Here is a 13,142-nt window from a genome sequence, read left to right on the forward strand (position 1 = left end):
CCCCACCAACTCCCACCCTGCTAACCACACACCCCCCCCCCCCCCCGGCGGGGGCGGCGCGGGGGGGGCGGGCGCCGGGCCCCCCCCCCCCCGGGGGGGGGGGGCCCCCACGACACGGCCGGACCCACAGCGCGGCCCGCGTCAACGTGCGGCTATCGCGTTGCGGTGGCCAGTGCCGCGCGGATGGCGTCCTCGCCGACCGACTGCCCCTTCTCAACCGAGTACGGCCCGTACGGGGTCCCCCACACCGGCGTCCCCGTCGCCTGCCGCCAGCCGTCGGCCAGCGCTCCCGCGTCCACGACGCCGTACCCGATGGACTCGATGAATGCGGTCACCGCCGCCTTCGCCGACGCCGAGTCCCCGGCGATCGGCAGGTAGGAGCGGTCGGCCGCCCCCGCCGGGCGGGTGAGTGACAGCAGGTGCTTGAAGAAGATGTTGTTGAACGCCTTCACGACCAGGGCGTCCGGGATGTACCGCAGCAGCAGTTCGCTCGAGGTGAGGGACCCGTTGTCGAGCTCGGGGATGTGTCCGTCACGCTCGGGACCGTAGTTGCACGTGTCGATGACCGTCTTCCCGGCCAGTTGCGCGGCGGGCAGGTCGGGGAATGCCTTGACCGGCACCGTGACCACGACGATGTCACCGGCCGCCGCGGCCTCCCCGCTCGTCGCCGCCGACGCCCGCGGCCCCAGTTCCGCGACCGTGTCCGCGAGCGTTTCGGGACCACGGGAGTTGCTGAGCACGACCTGGTGCCCGGCCTCGACGGCGAGCCGCGCGACGGTACTGCCGATGTGTCCGCTTCCGATGAATCCCACTGTCGTCATGTCCTCAGCGTCCCTCCGGAAGAGCCGAAGCCTTGGCATTTGCCGGAATCATTGCGATCCGGGTTCCTGCCGTCAGTCGGCGGAGAAGTAGTGGCCGTTGTCCAGACCGGCGAGCAGGCCGGGCTGAGCGGGTTCCCAGCCGAGGGTGTGGCGGGTGATGAGGTTGGACGCCGGGTAGCTCTGCGTGACGATGTTCGCGAGGAAGCCGAAGTATCCCGGCACCATGAGTACGTCCGCGGGAATGCTCACGGCGGGCACGCCCAGGCGGCTGCCAATGGCCTCGGCGATCTCGCGAACGGGATGCCACCTTCCCCGACCGCGTGCCAGTACTTGCCGGCCGGCCCCTTCTCCAGCGCCAGGCGGAACAAGGAGGCGACATCGCGGACGTGCACGGCGTTCCACAGGTTCGCGCCGTCTCCGGGGTAGCCGATGAAGCCCTTCTCCTTCGCGAGCCCGATCAGTATGGGGAGGAAGCCGGCCCGATCGGTCGTGCTGTGCGCGATGTTGGCGATCCGCACGATCGAAGAGCGCACTCCCTGCTCGGCGAGGCCGATCACGGTGGTTTCCACGACGTTGCGGACCCGCAGGGTGCCCTTGTACTCATCGCCGCCGGGAAGGGCCGGGTCGTCCTCGGTGGCCGGCCGGCCCAGGTTCCCGGGCGATCCTATGCTCCCCGCCGCGACCAGCGGCTTTCCGGTTCCCGCGAGGGCCTCGCCGTACGCGAGCATGATCGGGACCTCCGCGGCGGCCACGGCGTCGAAGCCGCCGGAGGGAAGCAGGTCTTGCCTGTGTGCGACGTGGATGACGCCGTCGGAGTCCGCGGCCGCCTCCTTGAGCCCGTCGAGGTCCTCCAGTTCCCCGCGACGCACCTTCGCGCCGAGCGCGGACAGCGCTGCCGCGGCCGTGTCCGACCGGGCCAGGCCGGTGACCTCGTGCCCCGCGGCGATGAGTTCGGGAACGATGTACGAACCGGAATGGCCGGTCCCGCCAGTGACGAAAACGCGCACGCTACTGCTCCTTGTGAATGATGTGGTGCGGGTAGGGGTGGTGCGGGTGCGCTCTACGGCACCGCGAGGACAACGATGTCTCCGTCGAGGGCGGCGCCGGCCGTTCCCAAAGGGCCGGCCGTCGCCGAGCGCGGCGGCCGGCAGCCCGTCGAACCGGAGTATCCGGGAGGCTCAGTCCTTGAATTCGTCGACGCCCAGGGCGAAGTCCCAGTGGCCGACGCCGTTGCCGGCCAGGCCCACCGTTACCAGACCCATTCCTTCCAGCCAGTGCGCCATCCTCAGGCCGCCGACGTCCCGCGGGCGCAGCCCGAGGCTCTCGACGAATGCCGCCACGTCCGCCTTGGCCTGCTCATCGTCGCCGGCCATGAAGACGTTGGGCCGGCCGTTCCCCAGGACGTTACGGAAGATGGTGTTGAAGGCCTTCACCACGCTGGCGCCGGCCGGGGCCACCTTGGCGGCTTCCTGCGCGACCGAGGTCTCCTCGCTGTGGGCCAGTCCGTCGAACGTGGCGTTGAAGGGGTTGCTGATGTCGACGATGACCTTGCCGGCGAGGGCGTCTGCGTACTCGGCGACGACCGGGACGACACCGTCGGCCAACAGGGCCGTGATGACGATGTCCCCGGCCGGGACGGCGCCCCACGTGCCCGTCGTCGCGCCGCCGCCCAGAGCCTTGGCCAGGTCATCGGCCTTGGACTGATCGCGTCCCATGACCTCGACGGTGTTGCCGCCTGCGATCGCGAGTGTGCCGATGGCGCGGGCCATGTTCCCCGTACCGATAAGGGTGATGCTGCTCATGAGAGGTGCTCTCTTTCCAGTTCAGATGGCGGTGGTGCCGCCGTCGGCGACCAGTTCCAGGCCGTTGACGTAACTGGAGTCGTCCGAGGCGAGGAACAGCGCGATGGTGGCGATTTCCTCGGGGCGGCCCATCTTTCCGCGGGGAATGAGGGACTCGAATTGGGCCCTGGTCGCCTCGTCGAACAGTTCTTCCTGCTTGGCGGTGGCGACCTGGCCGGGGGTCAGGACATTGACCCGGATCTTGCGGTCGCGCAGTTCGTTGAGCCAGACGCGGGCCCAGGCCTGCTGAACGGCCTTGCTTCCCGCATAAAGGCTCCAGCCGGGGAAGGCGCCGAGGGAGGCATTGGATCCGGTCATGAGGATCGAGCCGTTGTCGTTCATCAGCGGCAGTGCCTTCTGAACGGTGAACAGGGTGCCGCGCGCGTTGAGCGAGAAGGCGCGGTGGAACTGGTCCTCGGTGATCTCGCCGAGGACGGCGGGTTCGCCCATTCCGGCGCTGGCCCACACCACGTCGATCGAGCCCTTTTCCCGCTTGACGGTGTCGTACAGGCGGTCCAGGTCGTCCAGATCGGCCGCGTCACCCTGGACGGCGGTGACGTTGCGGCCGATCAGCTTGACCGCTTCGTCCAGTGCTTCCTGCCGCCGGGCCTGGATGAAGACGTGCGCTCCTTCCTCGACGAACAGTTTGGCGCCGGCCAGTGCCAAGCCGGTGGATGCGCCGGTGATCACCGCTGCTTTGCCATCGAGCTTTCCCACAATAACTCCGTTGAATAGTGTCGAATTGTTGCGCCGAATTTGCTTCGGCCTCAATAGCCACTATTCAGGTTGCCATTGTCCTGAGCGGGTGTCCAAGACCTCTTTTAACCGTGGTGATACCCTGAAGACATCACCGACTGGGAGACGGACTCCATGGATCTGGACCTGCGCAAGTTGCGTTACTTCGCCGCCGTGGCCGACCAGTTGCACTTCGGCCGCGCCGCCGATGAGCTGCATATCGCGCAGCCGGTGCTCAGTCGGCAGATCCGCGCGCTCGAGCAGGATCTCGGCGCCCCGCTGTTCACCAGGGATCGCCACGGCGTAGCGCTGACCGACGCGGGCCGACAGCTGCTGGCCGACGTCGGCCCGCTGCTCGCCTCCGCCCACGCGGTCCGCCGCCGGGTGTCCGTGGCAGCCCGTGGCAGCCGGCGGCTGATGGTCGGTTTCCGGGCCGGCATCCCGGTCATCCCGGCGGCGCGGGCGTTCGAGGCCCGGCACCCGGACGTGGTCGTGGACGTGCAGCGGATCGAATCGGACGACCAGGCCGCGATGCTGCTCGACGGCCGCGTCGAGGTCGCCTATGTGCGGCTGCCCATCGACGAGACCGGCCTGCGCGTGACCCCGCTGTACACCGAGCCGAGGGTGGCGGTGCTGCCCGCGGGCCACCGTCTGGCCGGCAAGGAGGAGGTCACCGAGGCCGACCTGGCCGGCGAACCGCTGCTCTGGCACGCCGACCCGAGTACACAGCCCACCAGGCGCCCGCACCCCAACGCCGGGTACGCGGTGCGCGGGGTGGACGAGACGCTCGAGCATGTCGCGGCCGGCCGGGGCATCTCGTTCCTGGCCCGTTCGGCGTCCGTGTTCTACTCGCATCCGGAGGTCGCGTACGTGCCCATCCCGGATCTGGCGCCCGACCAGGTGTGCCTCGCGGCGGCGGCATCGCGCACCTCACCGGTGGTCGACGACTTCTTCGCCGCGGCTCAGGCGGCGGCCGAGATCACGGCAGAATGTGGGAACTATGAAATGTGGCAGGTTGGAAGCGATGCCATTTCATAGCGCGATTGAGCAGTCCGACTGACTCGTTGAATTAACCAAGGGAATTCTCTACCAATTCCGCGAGGAAGCTGCAGCTCGCTTCGGGTCCGTGCGTCAGACTCAGACTCCGAGTGCCTCGATCACGAGCTGTGCGACCTTGCGTGCCGAGTACTGCTGCTGACCGGTGATCAGTCTGCCGTCGCGTACGGCGAACGCCTTGAAGAGACCGCCCTGGATGTAGTTGGCTCCGCGTTCCCTGAGTTCGTCCTCGACCCGCCAAGGGGTCACCTGCTGTCCGACGGCCGCGTCGTTGAAGGCCTCCTCGATGTTGGCAAAGCCGGTGACGGTCTTTCCCTCGACGAGGTAGGAGCCGTCGGAGAGCCTGAGGTCGACCAGTGCGGCTGTGCCATGGCAGTAGACCGCTGTGGGCTTCTCCGACTCGTAGAAGCTCCGGATCGTGTCTTCGAGCTCCGGGTGGCCGCGGAAGGTGAACATCGGGCCGAGACCGCCGGCGACCATGATCGCGTCGTAGTCGTCCGGGGCCAGGTCGGCGAGGGCCGGCGTGTTCTCCAGCAGTGCCATCAGCTCGGGTGTGTGGACGAACCCCAGGGTGATCAGATCGTCCGCGGACCACTTCGACGGGTCGCGGGGATCGCTGATCGGGTCCATCTCGACCTTGCCACCCGCCGGGCTCGCGATCGTCACCTTGACGCCGCGCTCGGTCAGCTCGTAGTACGGGTGCGTCAGCTCGGCCCCCCAGAAACCCACCGGCCAGCCGAGCGTGGACGTGGCCGGGTTCGAGACGACGATCAGCACATTCTTGGGCGTGGACGAGACGAGGTCCACCTGCACGCGGTGCTCGGGCGTCGCCGCGGTGTCTTCGGTTGCCATGTCGGGGCCTTGCCTTTCGTTGTGCCCTGCGTGCGCGTTGGAGCGACGACGCCGGTGAGCCGGGGCGGTGAGGAACTCCCGCATGCTCGACGTGCCCTGAAGCTAGGGATCAACGAGGTCGTCGGAAGTCATCCCGGACGTCCGACCGTGTCATCCGCCAGGACGTACCAGTCCGCTCCGGTAAGCCAGGACGACGGCCGCCATCTGGTCGCGGAGGGAGAGTTCGCCGGTCAGGGCGACCGGTTTCGCCAGTGGGCCGATCTCCCCTGCTGTCGGTCCGGCTGCCGCGCCACGCCGGGGCCATCGGACAGGCGCGGAAGGAGTCCGAGTGACCGCCTCGGCTCGCCCCCCACCCGGTTGTCCGTGGTCGTGGGCGGTATCCCGCCGGCTGGACGGCGAGGTGGCGACCGTGGAGGCGCTGGCCGACTCGGCCAAGGCCGTCGTCGAACTGGCGGGTCCCAGGAAACGATCGGCTCGGGTGAGGATCGGCAGCGCGGTCGATCAGGACACCGCTGGGGAGGGACCGGTACGGCTCCATGACCGGCGGCGGGCCGGCCCCGTGGGCCGGCGCTCGGCAGGCGCCGTCCCGGAGACGCAGCCGCCGCGGGTGGCAGCCGTCACTCCGTTTGCGTACCGGGCAGCGTGCTGAGGCCCGCGCGCAGGAAGGCCATCGCCGCGTCGATGTCGGACGCGTCGTGGCGGTGGCACAACTCGCTGACGACGGCGGCCGCCGCGGCGGCCGCCATCCGGGGGCCGAAGTCACTCGGAGCGCTGCCCTGCTCCTCCGCGAGCAGGCGGGCGCCCTCCTCCACGACATCCGCGATACGCGCGTTGGCGACGGCCTTGAGCTGCGGGTTCAGATCGAGCATCCGCTCCGCCAGGTCGTCGAGCTCGCTCGGCTGGGCGAGCTCCTCACGCACCCAGTCCTCCAGCGCGTCCACCGCCCGCCGGCCGACTCGCCGCTCCCGCAGCGCCACCGCGAGCCGGTCCGCCATCGCCGCGGACTGCGCGAGCGCCAACTCCAGCTTCGACGGGAAGTACAGCGTGACAGTGCGGGCCGACACCTCGGCGCGCTCGGCGATGTCCGCGATCGTCGTCGCCTCGAAACCGCGCTCGGCGAACAGCTCGTACGCCGCCCGCAGGATCGCATCCCTCCGCCGGGCCTTGCTCCGTTCCCGCAGACCTTCAGTCGTCATGGGCAGTAATGTAGCATCCAAGGCAAGTTTGCAGTCAGATGTAAAAATACTCTAGAGTGCAGACTTGTTCTGCTGATCAAGACAAGGGAGATGAAGCGGACATGGCCTCACGCCTCTACGCCTGGGCACGTTGGGCCGCACGCCGCCGCGGTCGGGTTGTCGCGGTCTGGCTGCTGCTGCTCGCCGTGGTCGGTGGCCTCGGGATCACCCTGCACGGGAAGGTCACCACCCAGTTCACCGTTCCCGGTATCGAGTCCCAGCGGGCCCAGGACCTGCTGGAGCAGAAGTTCCCCGAGGCTTCCGGCGGCACGGCCCGAGTCGTCTTCGCAGCTCCCAAGGGCTCGCAGCTCACCGATCCCACGGCTCGGAAGGCCATGGGGGCGAGCCTGGAGAAGGCGACCGGCATAGCCGGCGTCATCCGCGTCACCGACCCGGTACAGGCCCGCGCGATCGCGCCCGGCGGGCGCATCGGCTACGCGGACGTCCAGTTCAAGGACGAGGCCGCCAAGGTCCCGCAGAGCGCGAAGGACGCCCTGTCCGAGGCGATGGCTCCCGCTGAAAGCGCGGGCCTGGAGGTCGAGTTCGGCGGCTCGGCGATGCAGCCCGTGACCGAAGTCGGCGGCCCCGCGGAGATCGTCGGCGTCGTGGCCGCCTTCGCCGTGCTGGCCTTCGCCCTCAGTTCCCTGGTAGCGGCCGGACTGCCGTTGCTGACGGCACTGGTGGGCGTGGCGATCGGCGTCCTGGGCGTGCAGTTCGCCTCCCGCTTCGTGGAGATGACGAACACGGCCACCGTGCTGGCCCTCATGATCGGCCTGGCCGTCGGCATCGACTACGCCCTGTTCATCATCTCCCGGCATCGCGAGCAACTCGCCGACCCGGAACAGGACGTGGAGGACTCCATCGCACGTGCGGTGGCCACCGCCGGCGGTGCGGTCGTCTTCGCCGGCGCGACCGTGATCATCGCCCTGGCGGCGCTGGCGGTCACCGGCATCCCGTTCCTGACGGTGATGGGCCTGGCTGCCGCGGCCACCGTGCTGCTCGCGGTCCTGGTCGCCGTCAGCCTCGTACCTGCCGTGCTCGCCCTGTTCGGAGAACGGCTGCGTCCGCGGGCCCGCCGTACGAAGGAACGCGCCCCCGGCGCCTGGGGGCTGGCCTGGGCCCGTGCCGTCACCCGCAAGCCGCTGCTCGTTGTCCTTGCCGGCGTCATCGGACTGCTCGCCCTGGCGGTCCCGGCCCGTGACCTGCGCCTGGGGCTGCCCAGCTTCGCCTCGCAGCCCGCCGACACCACCCAGCACAAGAGCTACGACCTGCTGAGCGAGGGCTTCGGGCCCGGCTTCAACGCCACCCTCACCGCAGTCGTCGACAGCGAAGGGATCCCCGCGTGCGAGCGCACCACCACCGTGACCGAGCTGCGCAGGACACTGGCCGCCGACCCCGGCGTCGCCGCCGTGGCCCAGCCCGTGTCGAACGCCGACGCCGGTCTCACCGTCGTAGCCGTCGTCCCGAAGACCGGCCCCGACGCCCGGGCCACCACCGACCTGGTGCACCGCCTGCGCGCGGACGCCCCCGAGGTGGCGAAGGCCGGCGGCACCCTCTACATTGCCGGCGCGACCGCTGCGGGCATCGACGTCTCCGGCAAACTCTCCGACGCCCTCCCCTTGTTCGTGGCGATCATCGTGATCCTCGCGCTGATCCTGCTGACCATCGCCTTCCGCTCACTCCTGGTCCCGCTCAAGGCGGCCCTCGGCTTCCTGCTGTCGATCGCCGCGTCGCTCGGCGCCACGGTCTGGGTCTTCCAGCAGGGGCATCTGAACGGCCTGCTCGACATCCCCTCCGCCGGCCCGGTGACCAGCTTCCTCCCCGTGCTGCTGATCGGCGTGCTGTTCGGACTCGCCATGGACTACGAGGTGTTCCTCGTCAGCCGGATGCGTGAGCACTACGAGCACACCGGGGACGCGGCCGGAGCCGTCACACGAGGTGTGGCCAGCAGCGGACGGGTGGTGAGCGCCGCCGCGCTGATCATGGCCGCGGTCTTCGGCGGGTTCGTCTTCAACAACGACCCGATCATCAAGTCGATCGGCTTCGCCCTCGCCTTCGGCGTCCTCATCGACGCGTTCGTGGTCCGCATGACGCTCGTCCCCGCTGTCATGGCCCTTCTCGGCCGCCGTGCCTGGGGCCTGCCCGGGCCACTCGACCGCATCACACCGGACGTCGACATCGAGGGCGCCAAGCTCCCGCCCCGAGCCGCGGCGGACCGGCAGACAGCGGACCGGCATCCGGTCACCACGCACTGAGCGGCAGCGACGTCGGCGGCGCGCTCAACGGCCTTGTGCGGGTGGCCGTCGCCCACTTTGCGCCGCCGTGTTCTCGCAGGAAGCCTTCGGGGCGTCCCCGCTCACCGTGGCCACCTCACGAGAAGTCCGCTGCGGTGATGCCGTCGGGATGTCCCGACGGCCATTCCACCAGCTCGATCCGGTAACCGTCCGGGTCCGTGAGCCACGATGTCTTCGGACCGTGAGGGCCGCCCGGAAGCCGGACGGGCTCCGGCTCCAGTCCGGCTTCTGTCAGTGTCTTCAGGGTGGCCGTCAGCGTGTCCACCTGGATCGCGAGGTGGTCGATTCCGCTGCCCACGTCGACCGGTCCGTCGGCGGGACGGTGGACCAGTTCGAGGGAGGCCGCCGGTTCGCCGGGGAACCTGAGGATCACGAGGCGGCACCCGTCACCGACATCGACCCTGCCCAGCTCGCCGTAGCCCAAGGCGGTGTAGAAACGCAGCGAGCGATCCAGATCGGTGACGCGGTAGGCGACGAAGAGCGTCTTCATGCGGCCTGCTCGGGTCGGCGCACCCGGTAGCGGAGGTGTGTGACGTCCCGGTCCTCGAGCCGTCGGACGAGGTCGAGTTCGATGTGATCACCACCGAGGTGGTCGAACAGGCGTCGACCGCCCCCGAGAAGAACCTGCACCAGGTGGATCTCCATCTCGTCCATCTGCCCGGCTCGGAGAAGCGCTTGGGCCGCCCCGGCCCCGTGGACCATGACCGGCCGGCCCCCGGCGGCGGCGCGCGCCTGACGGGCGCATTCCTCGACGTCGGTGACGAAACGCGCGTGCCCGGGTGGCACGTCCCCGTCATCCACCTGGTGGGTGAGGACGAGGATCGGTACGCCGTCGTGGTGGTCGCCCTGCCAGCGCCCGGCGAGTTCGAAGGTCCGCCGCCCGGAGATCACCGCGCCGGTCGCCAGCGCTTCACGGTAGACCTGGCCGCTCGGACCGTCGGATTCCCGGTCGTCGAGCCAGTCGAAAAGCCGACCGCCGTCACGTCCGAGCTCCTGACCCGGCCGGTCGTCCGGCCCGGCGATGTAGCCGTCGAGCGACATCGACATGTACAGCCGAATGGGTTGGTGCATCCTGGCCTCCGTCTCTCCTCCGTGACACCGGGCCCGCCGCTTCCTGATCAGTCGGCGGGGCGGGCATGTCACAAGGAAGACTTCGGACAACCGGCAATCTCATCGGCCGGACACGCAGGCGTCAGGTTGCCCGGGACACCGGCACCGATCCGCGCATGACGGCACGGCCCGTCGACGCGATGCCGACGGGCCGTGACCGGACAGGACAACTACGGCTGTACAAGGGGCTTCAGCTGATGAAGGAGCCCGGGGCACAGGCGCTCGCGGTCACCCAGGCGTGCGACTCGATCGAGTTGTTCATGTTCACGTTGTTGGTGTAGCTGTTCCGGCTGAGGTCGTCCACGTACTTCTCGCCCGGCTGGAGGCAGCCGTATGCCGTGTCCTTGTAGTTCGCGAGCCAGTAGAAGGCGACGACGTCCTTGCCGCCGACGAATCCGCTGTTCATGACGGACGAGGCGCGGTTGACGTCATTGCCCTGGAAGGCGCCGGCGCCGTCGCCCCACTCGGGGTCGTTGCCGGGAGTGACGCCGAGGAGTTCCCCGCCGCAGTCGGTGCCGTCCCAGGCGCGGACGTCACCGTCACGGCCGTGCGCGTTCCAGTTGGCGTTGCAGCCGGGGCCCGCGTGGGCGGTGGCCGGGATGGCGATGCCGAGGGCCGCGATGCCCAGGGTGGCGAGGGAGACGGTGAGTTTGCGCATGACGGATTCCTGTTCTGCTTCCGCCTCTTGGGAGGCGTGGGTGGTGGTGTGACGATCCGCGAGCGTCGTCGCGGGGTCAGTCCGTGACTCCGGGTCACGGAAGTTTCTGGGGCCGGCGCTGCCCGGTCAGGTGCGGGCGGGCACGGTGCGCTCGGCGCGGGTGAGGGCCTGCCGCTGCATCCGCAGGTGGGCGTCGAGGGCGTGGCCGTACTTTCCGGTCAGTTCGCCGACGTAATGGGCCTCGCGCCGCTCGCCGATCGAGCGCAGGGAGACGGAACGGGCGCAGGTGGCGTCGGCGACCGCGATCCGGATCTCGTTCGCGAAGGTCCTGGCCTCCTCGGCCCGGGTCTGCTCCGCACTGTGCTCGCGCGTGGACCGGCGGGCCGCGTCGGGGTCGGGGAAGGGGTGGCCCGCCTCGCTCATACAGCGCGACCAGGAACCCACCGCGCTCTTGAACTCCTTGTCGCCCAGCAGCTTGCCCACGTACAGGGGGCGCAGGTTGCTGACGGTCACGTCGGCGCGGAACCATGCCGCCGGATCGCCGTACAGCGTCTTCTCGGCCTGCCCGACGCAGCCGCCGGACTGCTTGGTGATCGTGCCGCCGGACGGCGTCCGCGACTTCAGCACTACGGCGTCCCGGTCGCCGTCCATCGCGATGTCGTAGGCCCTCTGGCGCGAGCGGGAAAGGGACTTGCGGTAGGCGATGTTGGGGTTGCGCAGGCGGGCTCGGTCCTCCTTCGCCATGATCCGGCTGCCGTAGCCGTGGCTGCGCGCCCAGTCGACGTCGTCCTGGACGTAGCCGACCGGCCGGCTCTCCGCCAGGCTCAGCGGCTTCTCCTCCCAGTAGCGGAAACCCTGCTTCCTCATGCAGCTCGTGATCAGGTGCTGCTCGGCGTCGGAGATCCGCAGGTCCTGGGCGTAGGTGAGCTTCTCGCCGGCCGTGGTGGCATCGGCCCTCACAGCCGGCGAGGTGCGGTGGACCGCGTCGGTGTCCGCCATGCAACCGGTCAGGACGAGCGAAGCCAGCGCGGCGATCGCGCCCGCCGCGGTGATCGCGCGCCGCGTGCTGCGTCCACTCGATATCACCGTCCGGCGTGTGGCGTCGGTGCGCTTCATCGGCATGCTCCCGGGGCGAGGTCCAACTGGCTTGTCCTTACGAGCCGTTGACGCTCCGGCGGGCACGTTTGTATGACCCTCGGGCCGAGGATTCTTTCTCGCGCCGGCGGTCATACGAGGTCGGCGCGCGAACCGTCTTCTCTGCACGCCGACCGGCTTCTTCGGGTGGCGAGATGCAGGCAAGTGGGGAGAGGGAGGAGAACCGTCCAGGACTTGCCGACCAAGACACCGGGCCAAGAAACCGGGCCGGCTGGATTCAGATCCGACGGCGACGGCCGGGCCGTCGCCGTGTTCACCGGTACCTTGGGTCGTCGTCCGCGGGGCGGCCGGGGTTGCGTCCGCCGAGGCTGTGTATCGACGGCCACTGGGTGCCGTAGTCGGCGAGGTAGCGCACCGTGTTGATCATCTTCGGGCGGCAGTAGCCCTCCGGGCGGCCGTTCCGGTCCTTCAACCATCCCGGCACCGGCACCGGCAGCGGATGCCGTTGCTGTTGCCGAGAGGCCCTTGTGCCATTCCTCGGCACCCGGCCGGCTCATCCGCTCCAGCGCGCAGTCCTGACATGCCTGTGGGCTCCGGATGCATCCGGAGCCCACAGGCATGTCACTGACAGGTGGGGATTACCAGCGATACCAACGGCCCTTGCGGCCGCCTGTGTCCGCGGAGCGCATCACGAAGCCCAGCAGCCAGACGACCAGGACGATGACGGCGATCCACCACAGTGCCTTCAGCGCGAAGCCCGCGCCGAAGAGGACCAGTGCCAGAAGAAGAACGAGAAGCAGGGGAACCATAGTTATCAACCTCCGTCGCTCCTCGTGCCCGGCAAATGCAGGAACACGCGGTCGATTTCCCTGGTTTCTTCACTGATCTTGCGGGCAGTGGACTCAGTTTCTTCACGGTGTTCACCTCGCCACCGGGCCGGGTCGAACGCAGAGTGGCCGTCGACCAGCATGCGGTGCCGTCCGGCAGGAGCTGTGCGGCGGCGCTCACGTCGGCAGGGTGTCCCGGACCATGAAGCGGGTAGCACGGCTCGGGTCAGGCGGTCAGTGCCTGCTCGACGGTGGGATGACAGGAAATCACCTGGTCAAGGCCGACGAGCTCGATCAGCCGCAGCACCGATGCCTGGGGGGCGGCCAGGCGCAGCCACCCGTGAGCGTCGCTCATGCTCTTGTGGGCGGCGACGAGGACGTTGATGCCGCTGGAGTCCATGAACGTCACACCGCTCAGGTCCACGACGGTCCGCGGCGGCGTCGCGCCGTCGTGGGAGAGCAGGGCCTGGCTCAGCATGTCCTTGACGGTGTGGTCGATCTCGCCGCGCACGGTGACCACAGGGATACCGTCGACGGCGGTGTGGCCGATCGACAGCCGGCCGGGCCCTGCTCCATGGGTGTCTGTCACCGTGTCCTCGCCGACTGCTCTCACTGATG

At 69.3% G+C, this 13,142-nt stretch carries 14 protein-coding genes and 2 pseudogenes; 3 read left to right on the forward strand and 13 right to left on the reverse strand.

From position 1 onward, the window contains the following. Window positions 1-152: 152 nt before the first annotated feature. The 4 genes and pseudogenes from ACFVYN_RS28380 to ACFVYN_RS28395 form a co-directional block, all read right to left on the reverse strand. A complete protein-coding gene (locus tag ACFVYN_RS28380; protein WP_390003421.1) occupies window positions 153-812 on the reverse strand; it encodes an NADPH-dependent F420 reductase in 660 nt (219 codons plus the stop codon). 81 nt (window positions 813-893) lie between these two features. After that, window positions 894-1,828 (reverse strand): annotated as a pseudogene (locus tag ACFVYN_RS28385) (SDR family oxidoreductase). A gap of 171 nt (window positions 1,829-1,999) precedes the next feature. Continuing rightward, the gene (locus tag ACFVYN_RS28390; protein WP_390003270.1) at window positions 2,000-2,623 is read right to left on the reverse strand and encodes an NADPH-dependent F420 reductase; all 624 of its coding nucleotides are present in this window, start codon (window positions 2,621-2,623) and stop codon (window positions 2,000-2,002) included. A 21-nt stretch (window positions 2,624-2,644) separates the two neighbouring features. Next, complete coding sequence (locus tag ACFVYN_RS28395) at window positions 2,645-3,379, reverse strand: SDR family NAD(P)-dependent oxidoreductase (RefSeq protein WP_390003272.1); 735 nt, start codon at window positions 3,377-3,379, stop codon at window positions 2,645-2,647. 153 nt (window positions 3,380-3,532) lie between these two features. Here ACFVYN_RS28395 and ACFVYN_RS28400 point away from each other — a divergent pair, with 153 nt between their 5' ends. Next, on the forward strand, window positions 3,533-4,435 hold the full coding sequence (locus ACFVYN_RS28400) for a LysR family transcriptional regulator (RefSeq protein WP_390003275.1): 903 nt from the start codon (window positions 3,533-3,535) through the stop codon (window positions 4,433-4,435). 99 nt (window positions 4,436-4,534) lie between these two features. On the opposite strand, the gene ACFVYN_RS28405 is transcribed toward ACFVYN_RS28400, so the two are convergent. Further along, complete coding sequence (locus ACFVYN_RS28405; RefSeq protein ID WP_390003276.1) at window positions 4,535-5,305, reverse strand: type 1 glutamine amidotransferase domain-containing protein; 771 nt, start codon at window positions 5,303-5,305, stop codon at window positions 4,535-4,537. A 269-nt stretch (window positions 5,306-5,574) separates the two neighbouring features. On the opposite strand from ACFVYN_RS28405, the pseudogene ACFVYN_RS28410 reads away from it, so the two are divergent. Beyond that, window positions 5,575-5,762: pseudogene (locus ACFVYN_RS28410) on the forward strand (phosphotransferase); the annotation flags it as partial. A gap of 160 nt (window positions 5,763-5,922) precedes the next feature. Here the strand turns inward: ACFVYN_RS28410 and ACFVYN_RS28415 are convergent. Next, the gene (locus ACFVYN_RS28415) at window positions 5,923-6,501 is read right to left on the reverse strand and encodes a TetR/AcrR family transcriptional regulator (protein ID WP_390003278.1); all 579 of its coding nucleotides are present in this window, start codon (window positions 6,499-6,501) and stop codon (window positions 5,923-5,925) included. A 101-nt stretch (window positions 6,502-6,602) separates the two neighbouring features. Here ACFVYN_RS28415 and ACFVYN_RS28420 point away from each other — a divergent pair, with 101 nt between their 5' ends. Next, complete coding sequence (locus ACFVYN_RS28420; protein WP_390003281.1) at window positions 6,603-8,795, forward strand: MMPL family transporter; 2,193 nt, start codon at window positions 6,603-6,605, stop codon at window positions 8,793-8,795. A 115-nt stretch (window positions 8,796-8,910) separates the two neighbouring features. Here the strand turns inward: ACFVYN_RS28420 and ACFVYN_RS28425 are convergent, their stop codons facing one another. The 7 genes from ACFVYN_RS28425 to ACFVYN_RS28455 form a co-directional block, all read right to left on the reverse strand. Further along, window positions 8,911-9,324: a VOC family protein gene (locus ACFVYN_RS28425; RefSeq protein WP_390003284.1), complete on the reverse strand. Its 414-nt coding sequence runs from the start codon at window positions 9,322-9,324 to the stop codon at window positions 8,911-8,913. Next, window positions 9,321-9,905: a dihydrofolate reductase family protein gene (locus ACFVYN_RS28430; RefSeq protein ID WP_390003285.1), complete on the reverse strand. Its 585-nt coding sequence runs from the start codon at window positions 9,903-9,905 to the stop codon at window positions 9,321-9,323. The genes ACFVYN_RS28425 and ACFVYN_RS28430 overlap by 4 nt, the downstream gene beginning before the upstream one ends. A gap of 229 nt (window positions 9,906-10,134) precedes the next feature. Then, window positions 10,135-10,602 carry a hypothetical protein gene (locus ACFVYN_RS28435; protein ID WP_390003288.1) on the reverse strand — a complete coding sequence of 156 codons (468 nt, stop codon included), beginning with the start codon at window positions 10,600-10,602 and terminating at the stop codon, window positions 10,135-10,137. Between the two features lie 126 nt (window positions 10,603-10,728). Beyond that, entirely contained in the window at window positions 10,729-11,718 is a 990-nt protein-coding gene (locus tag ACFVYN_RS28440) for a hypothetical protein (protein ID WP_390003290.1), read from the reverse strand. 292 nt (window positions 11,719-12,010) lie between these two features. Beyond that, complete coding sequence (locus ACFVYN_RS28445; RefSeq protein ID WP_390003292.1) at window positions 12,011-12,169, reverse strand: hypothetical protein; 159 nt, start codon at window positions 12,167-12,169, stop codon at window positions 12,011-12,013. A 166-nt stretch (window positions 12,170-12,335) separates the two neighbouring features. Continuing rightward, on the reverse strand, window positions 12,336-12,506 hold the full coding sequence (locus ACFVYN_RS28450; protein ID WP_102911389.1) for a DUF5670 family protein: 171 nt from the start codon (window positions 12,504-12,506) through the stop codon (window positions 12,336-12,338). A gap of 244 nt (window positions 12,507-12,750) precedes the next feature. Next, window positions 12,751-13,113, reverse strand: coding sequence for an STAS domain-containing protein (locus ACFVYN_RS28455; protein WP_390003295.1), 363 nt, complete (start codon window positions 13,111-13,113; stop codon window positions 12,751-12,753). Window positions 13,114-13,142 lie beyond the last annotated feature (29 nt).

The sequence above is a fragment of the Streptomyces sp. NPDC058307 genome (genome assembly GCF_042880295.1).
GTDB lineage: Bacteria > Actinomycetota > Actinomycetes > Streptomycetales > Streptomycetaceae > Streptomyces.